The 22275-nt window shown below is 71.8% G+C and carries 21 protein-coding genes and 1 tRNA gene; 13 read left to right on the forward strand and 9 right to left on the reverse strand.

Annotated features, from left to right (window positions below; all coding sequences use genetic code 11):
• Window positions 1-30 precede the first annotated feature (30 nt).
• Window positions 31-105: transfer RNA gene (locus tag EUA93_RS17675), tRNA-Val, on the forward strand.
• 84 nt (window positions 106-189) lie between these two features.
• Here the strand turns inward: EUA93_RS17675 and EUA93_RS17680 are convergent.
• From EUA93_RS17680 to EUA93_RS17690, 3 genes are read right to left on the reverse strand one after another with little or no spacing between them, the layout of a single operon-like run.
• On the reverse strand, window positions 190-813 hold the full coding sequence (locus EUA93_RS17680; RefSeq protein WP_129401613.1) for a hypothetical protein: 624 nt from the start codon (window positions 811-813) through the stop codon (window positions 190-192).
• A 1-nt stretch (window position 814) separates the two neighbouring features.
• Window positions 815-1903 (reverse strand): potassium channel family protein, encoded by a 1089-nt coding sequence (locus tag EUA93_RS17685; protein WP_242497485.1) that lies wholly within the window; start codon window positions 1901-1903, stop codon window positions 815-817.
• 2 nt (window positions 1904-1905) lie between these two features.
• Window positions 1906-2871: a YihY/virulence factor BrkB family protein gene (locus EUA93_RS17690; RefSeq protein ID WP_129401614.1), complete on the reverse strand. Its 966-nt coding sequence runs from the start codon at window positions 2869-2871 to the stop codon at window positions 1906-1908.
• A 61-nt stretch (window positions 2872-2932) separates the two neighbouring features.
• On the opposite strand from EUA93_RS17690, the gene EUA93_RS17695 reads away from it, so the two are divergent.
• A complete protein-coding gene (locus EUA93_RS17695) occupies window positions 2933-4582 on the forward strand; it encodes an acyl-CoA dehydrogenase family protein (RefSeq protein ID WP_129401615.1) in 1650 nt (549 codons plus the stop codon).
• Between the two features lie 124 nt (window positions 4583-4706).
• On the forward strand, window positions 4707-5021 hold the full coding sequence (locus EUA93_RS17700) for a hypothetical protein (protein WP_129401616.1): 315 nt from the start codon (window positions 4707-4709) through the stop codon (window positions 5019-5021).
• 6 nt (window positions 5022-5027) lie between these two features.
• Here EUA93_RS17700 and pgm read toward each other — a convergent pair whose 3' ends face one another.
• Window positions 5028-6671 carry a phosphoglucomutase (alpha-D-glucose-1,6-bisphosphate-dependent) gene (gene pgm / locus EUA93_RS17705; protein ID WP_129401617.1) on the reverse strand — a complete coding sequence of 548 codons (1644 nt, stop codon included), beginning with the start codon at window positions 6669-6671 and terminating at the stop codon, window positions 5028-5030.
• A gap of 134 nt (window positions 6672-6805) precedes the next feature.
• Here pgm and EUA93_RS17710 point away from each other — a divergent pair, with 134 nt between their 5' ends.
• From EUA93_RS17710 to EUA93_RS17720, 3 genes are read left to right on the forward strand one after another with little or no spacing between them, the layout of a single operon-like run.
• Window positions 6806-7165: a YciI family protein gene (locus EUA93_RS17710; RefSeq protein WP_165355214.1), complete on the forward strand. Its 360-nt coding sequence runs from the start codon at window positions 6806-6808 to the stop codon at window positions 7163-7165.
• Window positions 7162-7518, forward strand: a complete 357-nt coding sequence (locus EUA93_RS17715; protein WP_129401619.1) for a YciI family protein — start codon at window positions 7162-7164, stop codon at window positions 7516-7518. The genes EUA93_RS17710 and EUA93_RS17715 overlap by 4 nt, the downstream gene beginning before the upstream one ends.
• Before the next feature lie 23 nt (window positions 7519-7541).
• Window positions 7542-8747 (forward strand): RNA polymerase sigma factor, encoded by a 1206-nt coding sequence (locus EUA93_RS17720; protein WP_242497486.1) that lies wholly within the window; start codon window positions 7542-7544, stop codon window positions 8745-8747.
• Window positions 8748-8757: 10 nt separating this feature from the next.
• On the opposite strand, the gene glgC is transcribed toward EUA93_RS17720, so the two are convergent.
• The gene (gene glgC / locus EUA93_RS17725; protein WP_129401620.1) at window positions 8758-10011 is read right to left on the reverse strand and encodes a glucose-1-phosphate adenylyltransferase; all 1254 of its coding nucleotides are present in this window, start codon (window positions 10009-10011) and stop codon (window positions 8758-8760) included.
• A gap of 73 nt (window positions 10012-10084) precedes the next feature.
• Here glgC and glgA point away from each other — a divergent pair, with 73 nt between their 5' ends.
• On the forward strand, window positions 10085-11272 hold the full coding sequence (gene glgA / locus EUA93_RS17730) for a glycogen synthase (RefSeq protein WP_129401621.1): 1188 nt from the start codon (window positions 10085-10087) through the stop codon (window positions 11270-11272).
• A 52-nt stretch (window positions 11273-11324) separates the two neighbouring features.
• Here the strand turns inward: glgA and EUA93_RS17735 are convergent, their stop codons facing one another.
• On the reverse strand, window positions 11325-12695 hold the full coding sequence (locus EUA93_RS17735; RefSeq protein ID WP_129401622.1) for a cation:dicarboxylate symporter family transporter: 1371 nt from the start codon (window positions 12693-12695) through the stop codon (window positions 11325-11327).
• Window positions 12696-12865: 170 nt separating this feature from the next.
• On the opposite strand from EUA93_RS17735, the gene EUA93_RS17740 reads away from it, so the two are divergent.
• Complete coding sequence (locus EUA93_RS17740) at window positions 12866-14461, forward strand: sensor histidine kinase (RefSeq protein ID WP_242497487.1); 1596 nt, start codon at window positions 12866-12868, stop codon at window positions 14459-14461.
• The gene (locus EUA93_RS17745; RefSeq protein WP_129401624.1) at window positions 14458-15153 is read left to right on the forward strand and encodes a response regulator; all 696 of its coding nucleotides are present in this window, start codon (window positions 14458-14460) and stop codon (window positions 15151-15153) included. The genes EUA93_RS17740 and EUA93_RS17745 overlap by 4 nt, the downstream gene beginning before the upstream one ends.
• A 21-nt stretch (window positions 15154-15174) precedes the next feature.
• Here the strand turns inward: EUA93_RS17745 and EUA93_RS17750 are convergent, their stop codons facing one another.
• Window positions 15175-16611, reverse strand: coding sequence for a glycine hydroxymethyltransferase (locus EUA93_RS17750; RefSeq protein WP_129401625.1), 1437 nt, complete (start codon window positions 16609-16611; stop codon window positions 15175-15177).
• A 363-nt stretch (window positions 16612-16974) separates the two neighbouring features.
• On the opposite strand from EUA93_RS17750, the gene EUA93_RS17755 reads away from it, so the two are divergent.
• The 4 genes from EUA93_RS17755 (at window position 16975) to EUA93_RS17770 (ending at window position 20420) form a co-directional block, all read left to right on the forward strand.
• The gene (locus tag EUA93_RS17755) at window positions 16975-18693 is read left to right on the forward strand and encodes a nitrite/sulfite reductase (protein WP_129401626.1); all 1719 of its coding nucleotides are present in this window, start codon (window positions 16975-16977) and stop codon (window positions 18691-18693) included.
• Window positions 18690-18845: an eL43 family ribosomal protein gene (locus tag EUA93_RS17760; RefSeq protein ID WP_242497488.1), complete on the forward strand. Its 156-nt coding sequence runs from the start codon at window positions 18690-18692 to the stop codon at window positions 18843-18845. The genes EUA93_RS17755 and EUA93_RS17760 overlap by 4 nt, the downstream gene beginning before the upstream one ends.
• Window positions 18842-19585 carry a phosphoadenylyl-sulfate reductase gene (locus tag EUA93_RS17765; protein WP_129401628.1) on the forward strand — a complete coding sequence of 248 codons (744 nt, stop codon included), beginning with the start codon at window positions 18842-18844 and terminating at the stop codon, window positions 19583-19585. Before EUA93_RS17760 ends, EUA93_RS17765 begins: the two co-directional genes overlap by 4 nt.
• 91 nt (window positions 19586-19676) lie before the next feature.
• Window positions 19677-20420 carry a sirohydrochlorin chelatase gene (locus tag EUA93_RS17770; RefSeq protein ID WP_129401629.1) on the forward strand — a complete coding sequence of 248 codons (744 nt, stop codon included), beginning with the start codon at window positions 19677-19679 and terminating at the stop codon, window positions 20418-20420.
• On the opposite strand, the gene EUA93_RS17775 is transcribed toward EUA93_RS17770, so the two are convergent.
• Both EUA93_RS17775 and EUA93_RS17780 read right to left on the reverse strand, forming a co-directional pair.
• Window positions 20421-21113: a DNA alkylation repair protein gene (locus tag EUA93_RS17775; protein ID WP_242497489.1), complete on the reverse strand. Its 693-nt coding sequence runs from the start codon at window positions 21111-21113 to the stop codon at window positions 20421-20423.
• 32 nt (window positions 21114-21145) lie between these two features.
• A complete protein-coding gene (locus EUA93_RS17780) occupies window positions 21146-22228 on the reverse strand; it encodes a class I SAM-dependent methyltransferase (RefSeq protein WP_207208821.1) in 1083 nt (360 codons plus the stop codon).
• Between the last annotated feature and the right edge of the window lie 47 nt (window positions 22229-22275).

Consider the following 22275-nt stretch of genomic DNA (forward strand, 5'->3'; position numbering starts at 1 on the left):
CCAGAAGTCAGCACTGACAACTCAAGACACGGGCGATTGGCGCAGCGGTAGCGCGCTTCCTTGACACGGAAGAGGTCACTGGTTCAAACCCAGTATCGCCCACCACCTCGAAGGCCCCGCAGCAATGCGGGGCCTTCGTCATGTCGCCCGATCCGCCCTTTCCGCCCTTGCACCGCCCGGCGCCGACCGTCAGAACGCGTAGCCGAACTCGGCGATCGTGCGGGCGAACCGCTCCGCCACGATCTCGGCGTCGCCGGGGCCGTAGAGCTCGCGGTAGTGCGGTCCGCTGCCCTGCTTGGCGTGCGGGAGGTCGAGCGCCAGCCCGAGTCGCGCGGAGATGTCGGCGACGGCGGCGGGCAGCTCCTCGTAGCGGTAGACCTCGTCGACGACGACCCGCCCGCCGAGGCGGTAGAGCCGCTCGTTGAGCGCTAGCCGGTCGAGCCGGCGCGGCGTGCGGACGAACTCGGCGAAGGTCTTGGTGAAGGAGGGCTTGCGCGCGCTGTAGCGGTACGACGACGCGACCACGTCGAACGGGTTCCGCTCGACGGCGAAGGTGAAGTAGTCGTCCCAGGTCTCGCGCCCGATGACCTCGATGACGCGGCGCGCGCCCATGTGGGCGTACGACGTCGGCTCGGTGTCGTCGTTCTGCGGTCCGACTCCCCCGGCGGCGGCGCGCAGGACCTCGTCCTCGGGGCTGATCCTGGTGACCAGGTCGTCGGGACCGCAGTGGCGCGACAGGGCGATCTCGAGGCTGGTGCCGGCGGTCTTGCGGGTCTTGACGAAGACGAAGCGATGGGCGTGGGAGGCGATCACCTCAGTCGTCGTCCTCGGCCAGCTCCTCGCCGTGGGTGCCGGGGCGCGGTGCCCACGGCAGCTCCTTGGCGGGGCGTACGACGATGAGGCGGTCACCGCGCGCGAGGAGCGAGACCACCGGGTCGAAGTAGCGGTAGACCTTCTCGTCGCGGATCACCGCGATCACCTGGTCGGGCAGCCGCTGCGGCTGCTTGCCGACCTCGTTGACCAGCAGGTCGCGCTCGGCGACCTCGAGCCCCTCGCCGTAGGTCATCAGGTCCTCCATCACCGAGCCGAGCATCGGCGACATCGACGACAGGCCGAGGAGGCGGCCGACGGCGTCGGAGGAGGTGATCACCGAGTTCGCCCCCGACTGGCGCATCAGCGGGACGTTCTCCTGCTCGCGCACCGACGCCACGATCCAGGCGTCGGGGTTGAGCTGGCGCACGGTCAGCGTGACGAGCACGTTGGAGTCGTCGCGGTCGGTGGTGATGATGACGTGGGTGGCCTTCTCGACGCCGGCCTGGCGCAGCACGCCGCGGCGGGTCGCGTCCCCGGCGATGCCGACGAGCTGGTCGCGGTTGGCCTCCTCCATCGCCACGGTGCCCGGGTCGACCACGACGATCGTGGACCGGTCGTAGCCGTTGCTGACGAGGGTCTCGATCGCGCTGCGGCCCTTGGTGCCGTAGCCGACGACGACGACGTGCTGGTCCATCTTCTTCCTCCACCGGGCGACCCGGAACATCTCGCGTCCCTGCGAGGCGAGGACCTCGAGGGTGGTGCCGATCAACAGGACCAGGAAGGCGATGCGGGCCGGGGTGATCACCAGGGCGTTGATCAGGCGCGCCTGCGGGGCGGCCGGGGCGATGTCGCCGTAGCCGGTCGTGCTGAGGGTGACGGTCGTGTAGTAAAACGCGTCGAGCAGCGTCAGGTCGCGGCCCGGGTGCGCGTTGTCGTTGTAGCCCTCGCGGTCGAAGTAGACCAGCAGCACGGTGCCGACGAGGATCGACATCGCCAGCAGCAGGCGCCTCCCCAGCTCCCACCACGGTGACCGCACCCGGTCGGGCAGGGATACCCGGCCCACGCTCGCGTTGTTGGTGGCGTGTTGCACGGTCAGGAGTCTCGCACGCTGATCCGGTCCCGCAGGCGCTGCACCAGCTCGAGGCGGGCGCGCGTCGTGTTCTTCTGCGGGAACACGGTGTCGAAGGCGGCGTTGACGGCGGCTCCGATGAGCACGGCGAGGGCGAGCAGGTAGAGCCAGAGCAGCACGGCGATGGGTGCGGCCAGGGGGCCGTAGATGGATCGCGACTCGGCGGCGGTCGCCGTGAGCACCCAGCGGAGCAGGGCCGAACCGGCGATCCAGCAGAACAGTGCGAACGCGGCACCGGGGAGGTTGAAGCTCCAGCTCGTCCGCACCGGCACCGACACGTGGTAGAGCGTGGCGAGGAAGCAGATCGAGATGAGCAGCACGGCCGGCCAGTAGAGGCTGTTGACGAAGTCGAGCTGGGCCGGCAGCAGCCGGTCGACCAGCCCCGGACCGGCGACGACGAGCGGCAGGCTGACGGCGCCGGTGATCATGGCCATCACGTAGAGCACGAACGACAGCGCGCGGGTGGCCACGATCCCCCGGTGCCCACCGAGCCCGTGCATGATCGTGATGGTGTCGACGAAGACGTTGAGGGCTCGCGACCCGGACCACAGCGCCAGGATGAAGCCGATCGAGATCACGTCGTAGCGCCCGCCGTCGAGCACGGTGTCGATCGTCGGCCGGATGATTCCCGTCACGGCCTTCTCGGTGAGCGCCTGCCGCGAGATCTCGAGGACCGCGTTGCGCACGTCCTCGATCTGGGTGGCGGTGAAGCGCTCGCTGACGAAGCCGATCGCGCCCGCGAGCGCGAAGACCAGCGGCGGCACCGACAGCACCGCGAAGAACGCCGCCTCCGCGGCCAGGCCGGTCACCCGGTGGCGCAGGCACGACCCCACGGTGGTGACGACGAGGCGCCAGACGTGCCCGCGCCAGCGTCGTACGGCGAGCGCGGAGCTGCTGGGCGCAGGGGTCTCCTCGCTCGCCTCGGCCATGGCTTCAACGCTAGTCGAGCAGGCACCCACCAGCCGTTTCCCCACGCCTTACGGTGGGGCCATGAGCGATCTCGTCCCGGGCCTCCGTGCGGCCACCAACCAGCCGCCGGCGCTGGTCGGCCACAACGTCGTCACCGCCGACCTCGCGCTCACCGAGGCGCTGGTCCGCCACGGGTCCGCCGACCTGGTCGACGACCTCGCCCCGCTGGGCGCCGAGGCCGGCACCGCGGAGGCGCGCGAGCACGGGATGCTCGCCAACAAGCACCACCCCGAGCTGACGCCGTACGACCGCTTCGGCCACCGCATCGACGAGGTCGAGTTCCACCCCTCGTGGCACTGGCTGATGGAGCGCGCGGTCGGTCACGGGCTCCAGGCCGCGCCGTGGGAGCAGCAGGAGGCGGGAGCGCCCCACGCCCACCTGCGTCGCGCCGCCGGCTTCTTCGCGTGGTCGCAGACCGAGCCCGGGCACGGCTGCCCGATCTCGATGACGTACGCCGCCGTGCCGGCGCTCCGGGCCGACGAGGCGATCGCGAAGGAGTGGGCGCCGCTGCTGGCCGCCCGGTCCTACGACCCCGGCGTGCGGGCGCGCTCGACCAAGACCGGTGCGCTCGCGGGCATGGGCATGACCGAGAAGCAGGGCGGCTCCGACGTGCGCGCCAACCTCACGAGCGCCCGGCCGACGGCCGAGGACGGGTGGTACGCGCTCCACGGGCACAAGTGGTTCACCTCCGCCCCGATGAACGACGTCTTCCTCGTCCTCGCGCAGGCCGAGGGAGGGATGACCTGCTTCCTCGTGCCCCGGGTGCTCGACGACGGCACCCGCAACCGGATCGACGTGGTGCGGCTCAAGGACAAGCTCGGCAACCGGTCCAACGCCTCCAGCGAGCTCGAGCTCGACGGAACCCTCGCCCAGCGGCTGGGCGACGAGGGCCGGGGCGTGCGCACGATCATCGAGATGGTCGCCGCGACCCGGCTGGACTGCGTGCTCGGGTCGGCCGCGCTGATGCGGCACGCGCTGGCCGAGGCCTCGTGGCACGTGGCGCACCGCTCGGCGTTCGGCGGGCTGCTCGTCGACAAGCCCCTCATGCAGAACGTCGTCGCCGACCTCGCCGTCGAGTCCGAGGCCGCGACGGCCCTCGCGATGCGACTCGCCTCGGCGGTCGACCGGCCCGACGACCCCCACGAGGTCGCGCTGCGCCGGATCGCGCTCCCGCTGGCGAAGTTCTGGGTCTGCAAGCGGACGCCCGCGATGGTCGCGGAGGCGCTGGAGTGCCTCGGCGGCAACGGCTACGTCGAGGAGTCCGGGCTGCCCCTCATGTTCCGCGAGTCGCCGCTCAACTCGATCTGGGAGGGCTCGGGCAACGTCAACGCGCTCGACGTGCTCCGCGCCCTCGGCCGCGAGCCCGAGGTGCTGCAGGCCTGGATCACCGAGGTCGGCGCGGCCCGGGGCGGCGACAGCCGGCTCGACCGGGCGGTCGACGACACCCTGGCCCTGCTGGGCGACTCCGGCACCCTCGAGTCCGGGGCCCGACGCCTCGCCGGCCAGATGGCCGCCTGCCTCCAGGGCTCGCTCCTCGTGCGCTTCGCCCCCGCCGAGGTCGCCGACGCCTTCTGCGGCAGCCGGCTCGGGACGACGTACGGCGGCACGTTCGGGATGTTGACCAGCGGGTCGCTCCGCGACGTGGTCGAGCGGGCGACGCCGGCGTCCTGAGCCCTGCGGACGACATGGCCCAGATGGGCCATGGCGACCGGACGATCAGTCAAGGATTCCCCAACACCCTCCACCGGCCGCCGGGACCTGCCTAGGGTCGAGGCGACCCCGAGGAGGAGTTCCTGTGTCGAGCAAGTCGAGCACCCTGTTCACCGTCGGTACCCTCCTGCGCCACGCCCAGGACGCCGGTACGCCGGTGCGCGTGCTCGTGTCGGGGGTGTGGCTCGACGGCGTGATCGTCGGCGCGGACGGCCTCGGCGTGATCCTCGACGACGGCAACGGCCAGCAGGTGCTCGTCCGGCTCGACTCGATCGTGGCGGTGAGCTTCTCGCGCTCCGCCATCGACGGTGACGAGGAGGAGGCCGCCGACGAGCCCGGGGCGCGGGCCCACTGGGCGTCGCCGCGCAAGCCGATCGAGGCCGGCCCGGTCAGCCGCTGAGCCCGCTCAGCCCAGCGCGGCGCTGACGACCTCGCGTGCCTCGGCCTGCACCTCGGCGAGGTGGTCGGGACCGCGGAACGACTCGGCGTAGATCTTGTAGACGTCCTCGGTGCCGCTCGGCCGGGCCGCGAACCACGCCGACTCGGTGGTGACCTTGAGCCCGCCGATCTTCGCGCCGTTGCCCGGCGCCTCGGTCAGCTTGCCGGTGATCTCCTCCCCCGCCAGCGTCGTGGCGGAGACGTCGTCGGGCGAGAGCGCGCCGAGCTTGGCCTTCTCCTCGCGGGTGGCCGGGGCGTCGATGCGGGCGTAGGCCGGGTCGCCGTTGGCCGCGACGAGGTCGGCGTAGTGCTGGCTGGGGGTCCGGCCGGTCGAGCCGAGGATCTCGCTGGCCAGCAGCGCCAGCAGGATGCCGTCCTTGTCGGTCGTCCAGGTCGAGCCGTCGCGGCGCAGGAAGGACGCGCCGGCGGACTCCTCGCCACCGAAGCCGAAGGACCCGTCCATCAGGCCGGGGACGAACCACTTGAACCCGACGGGCACCTCGACGAGCGGCTTGCCGATCGAGGCGGCGACCCGGTCGATCATCGAGCTCGAGACGAGCGTCTTGCCGATGCGCGCGGTGTCCGGCCAGCCCGGGCGGGCGCCGCCGAAGAGGTAGCCGATCGCGACGGCGAGGAAGTGGTTGGGGTTCATCAGGCCGGCGTCCGGGGTGACGATCCCGTGCCGGTCCGAGTCGGCGTCGTTGCCGGTCGCGATGGCGTACTCGTCCTTGCGGCTCACCAGCGACGCCATCGCGTAGGGCGAGGAGCAGTCCATCCGGATCTTGCCGTCCCAGTCGAGCGTCATGAAGCGCCACGTCGGGTCGACCAGCGGGTTGACGACGGTCAGGTCGAGGCGGTGCCGCTCGGCGATCTCGCCCCAGTAGGCCACGCTCGCACCACCCAGCGGGTCGGCGCCGATCCGGACGCCCGCGTCGCGGACCACGTCCAGGTCGAGCACCGAGGGCAGGTCGTCGACGTAGGTCCCGAGGAAGTCGTAGGAGCCGACCGCGGCGCGCGCCGTGGTGAAGGCGACCCGCCTGACCCCCTCGATGTTGCCGCGGATCAGCTCGTTGGCCCGCGCCGCGATCACGCTGGTCGCGTCGGAGTCGGCGGGGCCCCCGTGGGGCGGGTTGTACTTGAAGCCGCCGTCCTGCGGCGGGTTGTGCGACGGGGTGACCACGATGCCGTCGGCGAGCCCCGCACCGGTCGTACGCCCCTGGTTGGCGCGGATGATCGCGTGGCTGACCGCGGGGGTCGGCGTGAAGCCGTCGCGGTCGTCGACCAGCACTGTGACGTCGTTGGCGACGAGCACCTCGAGGGCCGTCGCCCAGGCCGGCTCGGACAGCGCATGGGTGTCGCGGCCGATGAAGAGCGGCCCGTCGTAGCCCTGGTCCTTGCGGTAGTCGCAGATCGCCTGGGTCGTCGCGGCGATGTGCACCTCGTTGAACGAGGTGGTGAGCGAGGTGCCGCGGTGCCCGCTGGTGCCGAAGGCGACCTGCTGGGCGACGTCGTCCGGGTCGGGCTGGAGGTCGAAGTAGGCCGTCACGAGGTGGGAGACGTCCACCAGGTCCTCGGGGAGTGCGGGCTGTCCGGCTCGTTCGTGGGTGGCCATGGTCACCATCTTGGTGGGTCCGGCAAGCCACGTCGAGAAACCTCCCGATGAGCTGTCGATTCCGGCAGGGTGGGCACGTCACGATGGTGAGGCCGCGGTCCTGCGGCCGGCGACGTCCGACGGAGGAACCAGAGATGACCGACTACATCGTGCTGCTGTTCGGCGACACCGAGGCGTGGTGGGACACGCCCGACGAGGAGAAGAAGGCGACCTACGACGTCCACGGGGAGTTCACGGCGGAGCTGGGCCGGCGCGGCCACGTGGTCACCGGCGGTGCCGAGCTGCCGCGGGCGTCGGAGGCGAGGTCGCTCGCGCCGGGCTCGACCACCGTCACCGACGGCCCGTGGACCGAGACGACCGAGCAGCTCGGCGGCTACTACGAGGTCAGCACCGACGACCTCGACGACCTGATGGACGTCTGCACGATCCTGTCCGCGACGGGCGACGCGGTGCAGGTGCACCGCAAGATCACGGGAGAGGAGTCGGGATCGTGAGGTACCTGGTGCTCCTGATCGGTGACGGCGCCGAGAAGCCGTGGAGCGAGCACACCGAGGACGAGCAGGTGGTCGCGATGGCGAAGTTCGGCGAGTTCGACGCCGCGTGCCGGGACCGGGCGGGCGTCGAGCTGATCGCCGGCGAGGCCCTGAGCGAGTCCGGCGACGCGACCGTGATGCGGACCGTGGGCGGGAGGGTGCAGCTGACCGACGGCCCGTACGCCGAGGTGATCGAGGGCATGGGTGGCTTCTACCTGCTCGACGCGCCCGACCTCGACGTCGTGGTCGAGCTGCTGCAGGTCCTCCCGCGCTACGACATCCAGATCCACCCGACCGTGGACGTGACCCCCTGACCGAGCAGGCACTCGAGCAGGTCGTGCGGCAGGAGTGGGGCCGGCTGGTGGCCCTGCTCCTGTCGCAGTTCCGACGGCTCGACCTCGTCGAGGACGCCCTGGGCGACGCCGTCGAGGCGGCCAGCCGCACCTGGCCCGACGACGGGGTGCCCGCCAACCCGGCCGGCTGGCTGATGACCGCCGCCCGACGCCGGGTGCTCGACCGGCTCCGCTCCGAGGACGTCGCCCGGCGCAAGCTGCCGCTGCTCCTCACCGACGCCGAACGCCACCAGGAAGGCGTCACCGCCATGGCCGACACCGGCGCCCTCGTCGAGGACGACGTCCTCCGGCTGGTGCTGATGTGTGCGCACCCCGCCCTCGCGCCGGAGTCGGCCAGTGCGTTGAGCCTCCGGCTGGTCCTCGGCGTGCCGACCGCCGACATCGCGCGGCTGTTCCTCGTGCCCGAGCCCACCATGGCGGCGCGCGTGACGCGGGCCAAGAAGCGCATCGTCGGCGCCGGCATCCCGTTCGCCGTGCCCGACGCGTCGGTCCTGCCCGAGCGGCTCGACATCGTCGCCCAGACCGCCTACCTCGCCTTCACCGCCGGCTACTCCCCCGGCACCGGCCCCGACCTGCTCCGCGCCGACCTCTCGGGCCAGGCGATCCGGCTGGTCCGCGTGGTGCTCGGCCTGCGTCCCGACGAGCCGTCGCTGGTCGCGCTGCTGGCGCTGGTGCTGCTCCAGCACTCTCGTCGCGACGCCCGCGTGCACGACGGCCGCCTGGTCCTCCTCGCCGACCAGGACCGCACCCGCTGGCACCACGACGAGGTCGCCGAGGCGACGCGGCTGCTGCGCTCGCCCTGCCTCACGGGACCGCTGACCCCGCTCGCGGCGTCGTACGTCGTCCAGGCGCGGATCGCCGCCGAGCACGCCACCGCGGCGACGGCCGCCGACACGCGGTGGGACCGCGTCGTGGAGCTGTACGACGTCCTGCTGCAGGTCGCGCCCTCGCCCTCGGCCCGGCTGGCGCGGGCCGTCGCGGTCGCCGAGCACCGGGGGGCCGCGGCCGGGCTCGCCGCCCTCGAGGGCCTCGAGATCCCCGACAGCCACCGCCCCGCCGCCGTGCGCGCCGAGCTGCTCGCCCGGGCGGGCGACGCCGACGCGGCGCGGGCGGCGTACGACCAGGCGATCGCCGCGTGCCGCAACGACGTGGAGCGGGCCTTCCTGGAGGGGCAGCGCGAGCGGCTCTAGGCTCCCGGTCTCAGCCCTCGGGGACGGGCTGCTGCTTGGCGAGGACCGTGAGCCCGTCCTCCACGACGAACCCGCGCGCCAGGTCGGCGTCCTTGTCGACGCCGATCCGCACGCCCGGCGGGATCACCACGCCCTTGTCGATGATCGCGCTGCGCACGACCGCGCCCTCGCCGACGCGGACGCCGTCCATGAGGACCGCGTCGGACACCTCCGCGCCGTCCTTCACCCAGACCGCGGGCGAGAGCACGGAGTGGTTGACCGTGCCGCCGCTCACGACGACGCCCGGGGACAGGATCGAGTTGAAGGTCGACACCTTCTCCCCACCGGCGCCCGTCACGAGCTTCGCCGGCGGGTGCGGGCCGTAGCTGGTGTAGATCGGCCAAGCGGTGTTGTAGAGGTTGAAGACCGGCAGCGGCGAGACGAGGTCCATGTGGGCGTCGTAGTAGGAGCGCATGGTGCCGACGTCGCGCCAGTAGCCGCGGTCGCGGTCGGTGGCGCCCGGCACCTCGTTGTCCTTGTAGTCGTAGACCGCCGACTCCGACTTGTCGACGAACCACGGCACGATGTCGCCGCCCATGTCGTGCTTGGAGCCCTCGACGTCGGCGTCGCGGGTCACGGCGTCACGGAGGGCGTCGGCGGTGAAGACGTAGTTGCCCATGCTGGCCAGCACCTCGTCGGGCGAGTCGGGCAGTCCCACCGGGTCGGTCGGCTTCTCGAGGAAGGCGCGGATGCTCTGCGGGTTGCCGGGATCGACGTCGATCACGCCGAACTGGTCGGCGAGCCCGATCGGCTGGCGGATCGCCGCGACGGTGCATCCGGCACCGGACTCGACGTGGTCGTCGACCATCTGCGCGAAGTCCATCCGGTAGACGTGGTCGGCGCCCACCACGACGACGATGTCGGGCTGCTCGTCGGTGAGCAGGTTGAGCGACTGGTAGATCGCGTCGGCGCTGCCGGCGTACCACCGCTTGCCGACGCGCTGCTGCGCCGGCACCGGGGTGACGTAGTTGCCGAGGAGGTTCGACATCCGCCACGTCGTGGTGACGTGCCGGTCGAGGCTGTGCGACTTGTACTGCGTCAGCACGACGACCTTGAGGTAGCCGGAGTTGACGACGTTGGACAGCGCGAAGTCGATCAGGCGGTAGATCCCACCGAACGGGACCGCGGGCTTGGCGCGGTCGGCCGTCAACGGCATCAGCCGCTTTCCCTCACCTCCCGCCAGGACGACTGCGAGGACCTTCTTGCGGCTCGGCGTGACGGTCATGACATGAAACTAGCCGTCGCCGACCACTCGGGTCGACCTCCCCAGAGGTCTGGATCGGGTCTAGGTTCGGGGCATGCGCATCGACGTCCTCAGCAAGGAGTACCCACCGGAGGTCTACGGCGGCGCGGGGGTGCACGTCGCCGAGCTGGTCCGCGCGCTGCGCGTGCTGCCCGACGTGGACGCCCGGGTCCGCTGCTTCGGGGCTCCGCGCTCGGAGCCCGGCACCACGGCGTACGCCGAGCCGGAGTCCCTGGCGGGTGCGAATCCCGCCATCCGCACCCTGGGCGTGGACCTGGCGATGGTCGACGACTGCGCCGGGGCCGACCTGGTCCACTCGCACACCTGGTACGCCAACATGGCCGGCCACCTCGCCGGACTGATGCACGGCATCCCCCACGTCGTCAGCGCCCACTCCCTCGAGCCGATGCGGCCGTGGAAGGCCGAGCAGCTCGGTGGCGGCTACGCCCTGTCGAGCTGGGCCGAGCGGACGGCCTACGAGGGAGCCGCCGGCATCGTTGCGGTCAGTGCCGCGATGCGCGACGACGTGCTGCGCAGCTATCCCTCCGTCGACCCCGACCGCGTCCACGTCGTGCACAACGGCATCGACACCACCCAGTGGTCGCCGATGCCGAACCCCGACCGCGTCCGCGAGCTCGGCCTCGACCCCGACCGTCCGAGCGTCATCTTCGTCGGCCGGATCACCCGGCAGAAGGGCCTGCCGCTCTTCCTCCGCGCGGCAGCCGCGCTGCCGCCCGAGGTCCAGCTCGTGCTCTGCGCCGGCGCTCCCGACACCCCTGAGATCGAGGCCGAGGTCCGGGGTCTGGTCGAGGACCTGGCCGCGACCCGATCGGGCGTCGTGTGGATCGCCGAGATGCTCCCCCGCCCCGACGTGGTCGCCCTCCTGACCGCGGCGACGGTCTTCGCCTGCCCGTCCATCTACGAGCCGCTCGGCATCGTCAACCTCGAAGCGATGGCCTGCGAGACCGCCGTGGTGGCCACGGCCACCGGCGGCATCCCGGAGGTCGTCGTCCACGGCGAGACCGGCTGGCTGGTCCCCATCGAGCAGGCCACCGACGGCACCGGCACGCCCCTCGACCCCGAGCAGTACGTCGCCGACCTGGCCGCCGCGCTCACCGACGCGGTCAGCGACCCCGACCGGGCCCGTGCCTTCGGCGAGGCCGGCCGCCGTCGGGCCGAGGAGTCCTTCAGCTGGGGCTCGATCGCCACCCGGACGCTCGACCTCTACCGCTCGCTCACGTAGCACGCAGCGGCGCCCCGGGACGGAAGGTCCCGGGGCGCCGCTGGCCGGTACGTCAGTGAGCCGAGGCGGGCTCGCGCTCCGCGGGCGGGGCGCCGTGGTCGTCGTCGACCATCGTGGACTCGTCGAACGGGTCGTTGCCGGCGAGCACCCGGTCGAGCTTGTCGCGGTCCATGGTCCCGGTCCAGTGACCGACCAGGATCGTGGCGACCGAGTTGCCGGCGAAGTTGGTGACCGCGCGTGCCTCGGACATGAAGCGGTCGATGCCGACGATGAGGCCGACGCCGTCGAGGAGCTCGGGCCGGTGGGAGGACAGCCCGCCGGCGAGGGTGGCCAGGCCGGCGCCGGTCACACCGGCGGCACCCTTCGAGGCGATGACCATGAAGAGCAGGAGCGAGACCTGCTCGCCGATCGACAGTGGCTTGTCGAGGGCGTCGGCGATGAAGATCGACGCCATCGTCAGGTAGATCGCGGTGCCGTCGAGGTTGAACGAGTAGCCGGTCGGGACGACGACGCCGACGGTGGTCTTGTCGACCCCCGCGTGGTTCATCTTGGCGATCAGGCGCGGCAGGGCCGACTCGGAGGAGGACGTCGACACGATGAGGAGGAACTCGCGGCCGAGGTACTTCAGCAGGCTGAAGATGTTCACGCCGGTGGCCACCTTGAGGATCGCACCGAGCACGCCGAAGACGAACACGAAGCAGGTGATGTAGAAGGCCACCATGATCGTGAAGAGGCTCTTGAGCGCGTCGACGCCGGTCTCGCCGACCACGGCGGCGATGGCGGCGAAGGCACCGACGGGCGCGGCCCACATGATCATCGCGAGGACCCGGAAGACGAGCCGCTGGACGTGCCCGATGCCCTTCAAGATCGGCTCGCCCGAGCGACCCATCGCCTGGAGCGCGAAGCCGACGAGCAGTGCGACGAGCAGCGTCTGGAGCACCTCGCCGGAGGTGAGGGAGGACAGGAGCGAGTCCGGCACGATGCCGGTGATGAACTCGGTCGTCGAGCCGTGGCCCTCCGCGGCCTGCTCCTGGCCGATGCCGGCGGTCTCCTCGGACAGGTGGAGGCCCTTGCCCGGGTCGAGCAGGTTGCCGACCAGCATGCCGATCGCCAGCGCGACGGTCGACATGGTGAGGAAGTACGCCAGCGCGAGCCCGCCGACCTTGCCGACGCTCGCGGCGCTGCGGACCGAGCCGACGCCGAGGACCAGGGTGCAGAAGATGACCGGCTGGATCATCATCTTGATCAGCGCCACGAACGTGGTGCCGATCCACTTGAGCCCGACCGCGAAGTCCGGGAAGACCAGGCCGACGACGGCTCCGAGCACCACCGCGGCGATCACCGCGATGTAGAGGTAGTGGGTGCGGTCGCGCCTGACCGGCGGCGCGTCCCCCTGTGACGAGGCTGTGGGGGTGGTGCTCATGCTGTCCTCCTGGAATCCGACTGGACTCGGGCTGGGCTCCGGGTGCCAGCGATCGCCGGCCCGTCGGCCAGACTGTCGGCTCCTGTGACGCCAGTCACCCTTGTGTGCGTTGTGTTCGCCGTCACAAGCAGTCGTCACACCACCGCCCGCGGTGGTGCACAATGCGCCCCATGAGGCGACGGACCGACGGCGAGAGCCCGGTCGCCCGCCAGATCCTGCTGCTGCAGGTCGGCGTCGTGCTCGTCCTGGTCGTGACCGCGGTCGCCCTCGCCGCCTGGGACTCGCGACGCGACCTCCACACCGCGGCCCGCGACCAGGCCACCGCCGTCGCCCGGTCGGTGGCCGACTCCCCCTTCGTGCGCGAGGAGGTGCGCTCCCCCGACCCCACGGCGGCGCTCCAGCCCTTCGCCGAGGAGGTCCGCATCGACACCGCCACCGACTTCGTCGTGATCATGGACCCCGACCGGATCCGCTGGACCCATCCCGACACCTCGCAGATCGGCCGGCGCTTCGTCGGCGGCATCGGCGACGCGCTCGGCGGGCAGGTGTTCACCGAGGAGTACGCCGGCACGCTGGGACCGTCGGTCCGCGCCGTGGTCCCGGTGGTGGACGACGGCGACGTGGTCGCGCTGGTCGCCGTCGGCATCACGGTGGACCGCATCGACGAGCGCCTCCGCGAGGACCTGCCCGGGATCGCGCTCGCGGCCCTCGTCACCCTGCTCGCCGGGCTGCTCGGCGCCTGGCTCATCGCGCGCAGGCTGCGCCGCCAGACGCACGGCATGGGCGAGCGCGAGATCACCCGGATGTACGAGTACTACCGCGCCGTCCTGGGAGCCGTCCGCGAGGGGCTGCTGCTCGTCGACTCCGAGCTGCGGGTCCAGCTGGTCAACGACGAGGCCGTGCGCCTGCTCGCCCTGCCCACGCCCGTCGAGGGCCGTTCGCTGACCGAGCTCGGCCTCCCGCCCGGCCTCGTCGCCGCGGTCGAGCGTCGCTCGGCGGCCGCCGACCAGACCTACGTCATGGGCCAGCAGGTGCTCGTCTTCAGCACGTCACCGGCGTACTGGCGACAGGCCGAGGTGGGTGCCGTCGTCACGGTCCGCGACCGCACCGAGCTCCAGGCCGTCACCGGCGAGCTCGACCTCGTGCGCGGCCTGACCGAGTCGCTACGCGCCCAGAGCCACGAGGCGGCCAACAGGCTCCACACGATCGTGTCGCTGGTCGAGATGGGCCGCCCGGAGCAGGCCGTCGAGTTCGCCACGTCCGAGCTCCACGTCGCCCAGGGCTTCGCCGACGAGCTCGTCGCCGCGGTGGAGGAGCCGGTCCTCGCCGCGCTGCTGCTCGGGAAGACCGCCCAGGCGGCCGAGCGCGGCATCGCCCTCGACCTCGAGGGCGAGCTCCCGGCCGACCTCCCGGTCGACTCGCGGGACCTGGTCACCATCGTCGGAAACCTCGTCGACAACGCCTTCGACGCGGTCGCCGGCACCCGCTCGGCACGGCCCCAGCGGGTGCGCGTCGTGCTCCACGGCGACCACGACCACCTGCGGATCGAGGTCGACGACTCCGGCCCCGGCATCCCGGCGCAGGACCGCGACCACGTCCTGGACCGCGGCTGGTCGAGCAAGGCCGACGAGGGCCGCGGACTGGGCCTGGCGATCGTCACGCAGGTCGTCTCCGGCCACGGCGGCACGCTCGAGGTCACCGACTCCGACCTCGGCGGCGCGCGCTTCGTGCTCGACGTGGCGGTCGACGGCCGGGTGCACTCGTGAGCGACGTACGGGTCCTCGTGGTCGAGGACGAGGAGGTCGCCGCCGAGGCGCACGCGACCTACGTCGGCCGCGTGCCCGGCTTCGAGCTGGCCGGCGTGGCCCGTTCGGCCGGCGAGGCGATGCGGCTGCTGCGCAACGACGACACCATCGAGCTCCTCCTGCTCGACATGCACCTGCCCGACGGCCACGGGCTCGGCCTCCTGCAGCGTGTGCGCGCCGAGGGCCGCCCGGTCGACGTGATCGCCGTGACGTCCGCGCGCGACACCGAGGTCGTGCGCCGCGCGGTCTCGCAGGGGGTCGTGCTCTACCTCCTCAAGCCGTTCACGTTCGCGGCCTTCCGCGGCAAGCTCGAGCAGTACGCCGACTTCCGCGCGCGACTGGAGACCTCACCCACCGACGTGGTGCAGGACGACGTCGACCAGCTCTTCGGCGCACTGCGCAGCCGGCCGACCGGCGAGGCCCTGCCCAAGGGGATGAGCCTGGACTCGCTGCGCGCCGTCGTCGACGCGCTGCGCCGGAGCCCGGACGGACTCTCCGCCACCGAGGCCGGTGCCGCGATCGGCGTCTCCCGCGTCACCGCCCGGCGCTACCTCGAGCACCTCGCCAACGAGGGTCGCGTCGCGCGCCAGCCGCGCTACGGCGGCACCGGGCGACCGGAGGTCGGCTACGTGTGGCGCAGCCCGGACGCCTGAGCCCCCGAGCGGGGTCGCGCCTCAGCTGAGGACGAGCCCCGGGTAAAGCGGGTGCTTGTCGAGCATCTCGGCCGACTGCTTCGTGACGCGGTCGGCGACGCCGTCGCCCAGGACGTACGTCGCCTTGCTGGGCGCGCCGGCCTTGTTGGTGCCCGCCTCGGTGTTGGACAGCACGTCGACGACGAGGTCGGCGACGGTGTCGAACTCGTCGTGGCCGAAGCCGCGCGAGGTGAGCGCCGGGGTGCCGAACCGGATGCCGGAGGTGTACCAGGCGCCGTTGGGGTCCGACGGGACCGAGTTGCGGTTGGTGACGACGCCGGCGTCCAGGAGCGCCGACTCCGCCTGGCGGCCGGTGAGGCCGAAGGACGACACGTCGAGCAGCACGATGTGGTTGTCGGTGCCGCCGGTGACGAGCTTCGCTCCGCGGGTCAGGAAGCCCTCGGCGAGCGACTTCGCGTTGTCGGCGACCTGCTGCGCGTAGCCCTGGAACTCCGGGGTGCGCGCCTCGGCGAACGCGACGGCCTTGGCGGCCATCACGTGGCTGAGCGGGCCACCGAGGACCATCGGGCAGCCGCGGTCGACGCTGGGGGCGTACTCCTCCGTGGCGAGGATGAAGCCGCCGCGCGGGCCGCGGAGCGACTTGTGCGAGGTGCTGGTGACGACGTGGGCGTAGGGCACCGGGTTCTCCTCGCCGGTGAACACCTTGCCCGCGACGAGGCCGGCGAAGTGCGCCATGTCGACCATCAGCGTGGCGCCGACCTCGTCGGCGATCTCGCGCATCGTGGCGAAGTTGATCCGGCGCGGGTAGGCGGAGTAGCCGGCGACCAGGATGAGCGGCTTGAACTCCTTGGCCTTCGCGCGCAGCGCGTCGTAGTCGAGGAGCCCGGTCTCGGGGTCGGTGCCGTACTGGTTCTGGTGGAACATCTTGCCGGAGATGTTCGGCCGGAAGCCGTGGGTGAGGTGGCCGCCGGCGTCCAGGCTCATGCCGAGCAGCCGCTGGTTGCCGAGCGACGCGCGGAGCTTCTCCCAGTCGGCCTCGGAGAGGTCGTTCATGTTCTTGACGCCGGCGTCGGAGAGCCACGGGCCCTCGACCCGGTGGGCCAGGATGGACCAGTACGCCGTCAGGTTGGCGTCGATGCCGGAGTGGGGCTGGACGTAGGCGTACTCCGCGCCGAACAGCTCGCGCGCGTGCTCGGCGGCGATCGACTCGACGGTGTCGACGTTCTGGCAGCCCGCGTAGAAGCGGTGCCCGATCGTGCCCTCAGCGTACTTGTCGCTGAACCAGGTGCCCATCGTCATCAGCACGGCCGGCGAGGCGTAGTTCTCCGACGCGATCAGCTTGAGCGAGGCCCGCTGGTCCGCGAGCTCCTTCCGGGTCGCATCCGCGATCCGGGGCTCCACGGAGGCGATGACCTCGAGGGCCTGGGAGTACGCGCTGCTGATCAGGGAGTCCGTCATGCGGCACAGACTAGAGCCGCGGGCCGCTCCCGGGAACGGTGGCACGCGATCGTGGACGGATCGACGACCGTGTGACCTGGACCGCACCGGGGCACCGTCCGCCGCGGGCACCGGCCGCTCTGTCTCACATCGTGGCGCCTCGTCTCACATAACAAGATTTCGGGTTGTGGAACCGGTGTCCAACCCCTGAGACTTCTTGACATGGTCACCGCTTCCACCCACGCACACCTTGTGGTCCGACGTCACGTCGACCTCATGCGCGTGGGCAGCGCGACCTGTTGGCATCGCTGACGCCGCCCCTCTCCCCCCACTCCGCGCTCAACGTCGCGCGCGGCACTCCTCAGCGAACAGGACTCTCCTGACATGCCCGACCTCCGGTTCAAGCCCCAGGCTGCCCAGAACACCGAGATCCCGCGCCCCAAGCGCGCGGAGGGTCAGTGGGCCCTCGGCTACACCGAGCCGCTCAACAAGAACGAGCAGTCCAAGAAGGACGACGACCCGCTCAACGTGCGGGACCGCATCCTCTACACCTACTCGCGCCGCGGCTTCGACTCGATCGACCCCGCCGACCTGCGTGGCCGCTTCCGCTGGATGGGCCTCTACACCCAGCGCGCGCCCGGGTTCGACGGCGGCAAGACCGCCCAGCTCGAGGAGGAGGAGCTCGACGACCGCTTCTTCATGATGCGTGTGCGCACCGACGGCGCGATCCTCGACGGGCCCGCCCTGCGTGCGCTCGGCGAGGTGTCGACGGCGTACGCCCGCGACACCGCCGACATCACCGACCGCAACAACATCCAGTACCACTGGATCGAGATCGAGAGCGTCCCGGCGATCTGGGAGCGGCTCGAGGCCGTCGGCCTCACCACGCTCGAGGCGTGCGGCGACAGCCCGCGCCCCTTCCTCGGCTCGCCGGTCGCCGGCATCGCCAAGGACGAGATCATCGACGGCTCCGAGGCGCTCGCGGAGATCAAGCGCCGGATCCTCGGCAACCCCGACTTCTCCAACCTGCCGCGCAAGTTCAAGACGGCGCTGACCGGCCACCCGAGCCACGACGTCGCGCCCGAGGTCAACGACGTCGCCTTCGTCGGCACCGTCCACCCCGAGCACGGCCCGGGCTTCGACCTGTGGGTCGGCGGCGGCCTGTCGACCAACCCGATGCTCGCCCACAAGCTCGGTGTGTGGATCCCCCTCGACGAGGTGGCCGACGCCTGGGAGGGCGTCGCCGGCGTCTTCCGCGACTACGGCTACCGCCGCCTGCGCTCCAAGGCCCGCCTGAAGTTCCTGCTGGCCGACTGGGGCAAGGAGAAGTTCCGCGAGGTCCTCGAGAAGGAGTACCTCCACCGCGCGCTCGTGGACAACCCGTCCCCCGAGTCGCCCGTGCGCCCCGGTGACCACATCGGCATCCACGAGCAGAAGGACGGCAACCTCTACGTCGGCGCCGCTCCCGTCGTCGGTCGCATCGACGGCACCACGCTGTCGGCCCTGGCCGACCTCGTCGAGCAGTACGGCGCCGAGGGCGCCCGCCTCACGGCGTACCAGAAGCTGGTCGTCATCGGCGTCCCGGCCGGTCGGGGCGAGGCCTTCGCCGACGACCTCGAGAAGATCGGGCTCACCGCGCGGCCCAGCAACTGGCGCCGCTCCACGATGGCCTGCACGGGCATCGAGTTCTGCAAGCTCGCCATCGTCGACACCAAGGAGCGCGCGCGCCTGCTGGTGACCGAGCTGGAGAAGCGCTTCCCCGAGCTCGACACCGACATCTCCGTCAACGTCAACGGCTGCCCCAACGCCTGCGCCCGCACCCAGGTCGCCGACATCGGCCTCAAGGGCCAGCTCGTGATGGACGCCGACGGCCGGCAGGTCGAGGGCTTCCAGGTGCACCTGGGCGGCGGACTGGCGCTCGGTGCCAATTTCGGCCGCAAGCTGCGGGCGCACAAGGTCACCAGCGCGGGCCTCGACGACTACGTGACGTCGGTGGTCCAGGCCTACCTCGACGACCGCGAGCCCGGTGAGCGCTTCGCCCCGTGGGTCGCGCGCGCCGACGAGAAGCTGCTGCGCGGCGAGCCCGAGCCGGCGCTGGCATGAGCGAGCGCGCACAGCCCTTCCACTGCCCCTACTGCGGGGACGAGAACCTGTTCCCCCGCGAGGGTGCGGGCGCCTGGGAGTGCCGCTCGTGCCTGCGCAGCTTCACCGTCCAGATGACCGGGATGATCCCCCACCCGGGAGGTGCGGAATGAGTCTCTCCACGCAGGCCGCCCGCGACTTCAAGGGCACGCACACCGCCGGCCGTACGCCGGAGGAGCTGCGCGAGCTGGTCTCCCACGTCGGCGCCGAGCTCGAGCTCGCTCCGGCCGAGGTGATCATCGAGTGGGCCGTCGCCACCTTCGGCGACCGGTTCGCGATCACCTCGTCGATGGGCGACGCCGTCCTGGCGCACCTGGCCTCGAAAGTGGCGCCCGGGATCGACGTGGTCTTCCTCGACACCGGCTACCACTTCATCGAGACGATCGGCACCCGCGACGCCGTCGAGGCGACGCTGCCGGTCAACCTGCGCACCGTCAGCACCTCGCTGAGCGTCGCCGAGCAGGACGAGCAGTACGGCAAGGACCTCTACAAGACCGACCCCGACCTGTGCTGCGCGCTGCGCAAGGTGAAGCCGCTCAACGACACGCTGTCCGAGTACGACGCCTGGGCCACCGGCCTGCGTCGCGCCGAGACCCACAACCGGGTCATCGCGCCTGTCGTCGGTTGGGACGCGCGCAAGGGCAAGGTCAAGGTCTCCCCGCTGGCCCGCTGGAGCGACGAGCAGATCGACACCTACATCCTCGAGAACGGCGTGCTGGTGAACCCGCTCGTCCATGACGGCTATCCCAGCATCGGCTGCTGGCCCTGCACGCGACGCGTCGCCCCCGGCGACGACCCGCGCAGCGGGCGATGGGCCGGCACCACCAAGACCGAGTGCGGCATCCACGCATGACGCCACTCCACGCACCTCTCGGAACACGCGACACCGTCGTCGCATCCCTCACCCAGCACCACCGCACCACACACGATCGGAGGCACCCCTGATGGCTGCTCCTGCTCTGGTTGCCCTGGCTCACGGAAGCCGGGACCCGCGTTCTGCCGCGACGATCAAGTCGCTCGTCGCCGAGGTGAAGGGCATGCGCCCCGACCTCCGCGTCGAGACGGCCTTCCTCGACCTGTCCAAGCCGAGCTTCGACACGGTCGTCGATCGCCTGGTGAAGGCCGGGTTCGACGAGATCGTCGTCGTGCCGCTGCTCCTCACCGAGGCCTACCACGCCAAGGTCGACGTCCCCGAGGCCATCGCGTCCGCGATGGCGCGCCACGAGGGCGTCAGGATCCAGGCCAGCCGGATCCTCGGCATGGAGGCCGCGTTCCTCGAGGTGCTCGACGTCCGCCTCCGCGACGCGCTGAGGGACGCCCGCGTCCGCGAGCTCGACGCGCTGGTCCTGGCCGCAGCCGGTTCGTCCGACCCGCTGGCCAACCAGTCGGTCGCCCGCATCGCCCGCACCTGGGCCACCCGCCACAAGCTCCCCGTGACGGCGGCGTTCGCCTCGGCCGCTCCCCCGGCCACCGGCGAGGCCGTGCGCGCGTTCCGCGCGGAGGGCAAGCGCCACATCGCGGTCGCGTCGTTCTTCCTCGCGCCGGGCAGGCTGCCCGACCGGGCCGGCGAGCTCGCGATCGAGGCCGGCGCGGTCGCGGTCTCCGACCCGCTCGGCGCCCACCCGGCCGTCGCCCGCGCGATCCTGGCCCGCTACGCCGTCGGCGCGGTCGAGCTGGTCCCGGTCTGATCAGAGGTGCTTGAGGGCCTCCCTCCGGGAGAGCCCGCTCAGGCGATCGGCGTGGGTCCCGACGAACGACAGGACCCACGCCGGATCCGTGCGCGCGTGCTGCCGCAGCGCCCAGCCGAGCGCCTTGCGCACGAAGAACTCCCTGCCGAAGGCCGTGTCGTCCAGGTTGGCCACCAGCGCGCGGTCCAGCAGGTCGGTGTCCGTCTCGTCCTCGTGCCGGAGCTGCGCGATCATCGCCGTGCGCCGGACCCACATCGAGTCGGGGTCGACCGACCAGGCGTCCATCACCGGCGTGACGACCACTCGGTGGTCCAGCAGCACCTGACCGACCAGGTGGCCGGCGACCTCGTCGACCACGTCCCACCAGGCACCGGTCCGCACGAGGTGCTCGAGGAGCGGCAGCAGGCCGGGGTCGAGCCACTGCCGGTAGGACCGGTGCCGCAGCAGGGCGATCGCGGCGTACCACTCCTCGCGGACGCTCACGTCGTCCCAGAGCTCGAGGACGGCGTCCTCCCACTGGGCGCGGTCGATGAACCGGTGCTCGGCGAGGATCGGCCCCAGGAGCGCCTTCAGCTCGGGTGCGGCGAACCCGGCGTAGGGCAGCGCCGACTTCATGTAGGCCTGCTGCTGGGCGGCCCTGGCCGCGTCTCCCCCGTCGGCCAGGGCCGCCCGCACCGCACCCACGTACGTCATGGGCAGCATGGTGCCAGCGCCCACCCGCTGCGTCAGGGGCGCGCCTCGTACACGTGGTTGAACGGCGTCTCCGCGACCTTGCGGAACCGGGTGAACCCGGCGTCGGTCACCACCTGGCGGATCGCCGCCTCGCCCGCCTGCGCACCGAGTGCGTAGCCGCCGGGCTGGGAGACCGCGTTGGGGACGCACAGGAACGTGGAGAACCCGTAGAACACCCGACCCACCGGGTTGAGGTTCGCCGCGACCGTGTCGCCCGCGGCCGGCTCGACGATCATCCAGGTGCCGTCGGGGGCGAGCGAGCGCCGGACGTGCTGCGCGGCGCCCAGCGGGTCACCCATGTCGTGCAGGCAGTCGAAGGTCGTCACCAGGTCGAGGTCGTGCTCGGCGAGCGTCTGCGCACCGGCGACGTCGAAGCGCACGCGCGCGGCGACGCCTGCGTCCTCGGCGCGCTGTCGCGCCGACTCGATCGACCCCTGGTGGTAGTCGGACCCGATGAACGAGCTGTTCGGGAAGGCCTGGGCCATCAGCACCGTCGAGGCGCCGTGGCCGCAGCCGAGGTCCGCGACCCGTGCCCCGCGCTCGAGCCGCGCGGGGACGCCGTCGAGCGCCGGGATCCACTCCGGCAGCAGGTGCATGAGGTAGCCGGGGCGGAAGAATCGCTCGCAGCCGGTGAAGACGTCCTCGTCGTGCTCGTGCCACCCGTAGCCGGCGCCGGTGCGGAAGGCGTGCTCGATCTCCGGCAGCGCCTTGAGCGCGCCGAGGGCGAGCTCGAAGGCTCCCGGCAGGAACACCGGACCGGACGGGTCGGTGAGGGCGAAGGCCTTCTCCGGCGTCATGGAGTACGTCCCGGTGGCGGCGTCGTGCTCGACGTACCCGCCCGCGGCCTGCCCGCGCAGCCACTCCTCCACGTAGCGCGGGTCGGTGCCGGTCGCCTCGGCGAGCGACCGGGCGTCGCCCGGCTGCTGGGCGAGCGCGCGGTAGAGCCCGAGGCGCTCGCCGAGGAGCACGTTGCCGGCGCCCATCGTGGCGCCGAGGTCGCCGACGAAGGCGCCGACGAACGCCATCAGCGTGTCCATGTCGATGGCTGGCGCGGGGGTCTGTTCGGTCGTGGTCATCTGGGTCTCCCTCTCCGGGGCATCCCGGGTGGATGCTGTCCGGTGAG

This window comes from Nocardioides oleivorans (assembly GCF_004137255.1).
GTDB lineage: Bacteria > Actinomycetota > Actinomycetes > Propionibacteriales > Nocardioidaceae > Nocardioides > Nocardioides oleivorans.

Coding starts and splice junctions, on each gene's coding strand:
- EUA93_RS17695 (WP_129401615.1), top strand. CDS start 2,933: ATGAGCGATCTCGTCCCGGGCCTCCGTGCGGCCACCAACCAGCCGCCG.
- glgC (WP_129401620.1), bottom strand. CDS start 10,011: ATGACCGTCACGCCGAGCCGCAAGAAGGTCCTCGCAGTCGTCCTGGCG.
- EUA93_RS17760 (WP_242497488.1), top strand. CDS start 18,690: ATGAGCGAGCGCGCACAGCCCTTCCACTGCCCCTACTGCGGGGACGAG.
- EUA93_RS17740 (WP_242497487.1), top strand. CDS start 12,866: ATGAGGCGACGGACCGACGGCGAGAGCCCGGTCGCCCGCCAGATCCTG.
- EUA93_RS17750 (WP_129401625.1), bottom strand. CDS start 16,611: ATGACGGACTCCCTGATCAGCAGCGCGTACTCCCAGGCCCTCGAGGTC.
- EUA93_RS17690 (WP_129401614.1), bottom strand. CDS start 2,871: ATGGCCGAGGCGAGCGAGGAGACCCCTGCGCCCAGCAGCTCCGCGCTC.
- pgm (WP_129401617.1), bottom strand. CDS start 6,671: ATGGCCACCCACGAACGAGCCGGACAGCCCGCACTCCCCGAGGACCTG.
- EUA93_RS17775 (WP_242497489.1), bottom strand. CDS start 21,113: ATGACGTACGTGGGTGCGGTGCGGGCGGCCCTGGCCGACGGGGGAGAC.
- EUA93_RS17735 (WP_129401622.1), bottom strand. CDS start 12,695: ATGAGCACCACCCCCACAGCCTCGTCACAGGGGGACGCGCCGCCGGTC.
- EUA93_RS17770 (WP_129401629.1), top strand. CDS start 19,677: ATGGCTGCTCCTGCTCTGGTTGCCCTGGCTCACGGAAGCCGGGACCCG.
- EUA93_RS17780 (WP_207208821.1), bottom strand. CDS start 22,228: ATGACCACGACCGAACAGACCCCCGCGCCAGCCATCGACATGGACACG.
- EUA93_RS17765 (WP_129401628.1), top strand. CDS start 18,842: ATGAGTCTCTCCACGCAGGCCGCCCGCGACTTCAAGGGCACGCACACC.
- glgA (WP_129401621.1), top strand. CDS start 10,085: ATGCGCATCGACGTCCTCAGCAAGGAGTACCCACCGGAGGTCTACGGC.
- EUA93_RS17755 (WP_129401626.1), top strand. CDS start 16,975: ATGCCCGACCTCCGGTTCAAGCCCCAGGCTGCCCAGAACACCGAGATC.
- EUA93_RS17710 (WP_165355214.1), top strand. CDS start 6,806: ATGACCGACTACATCGTGCTGCTGTTCGGCGACACCGAGGCGTGGTGG.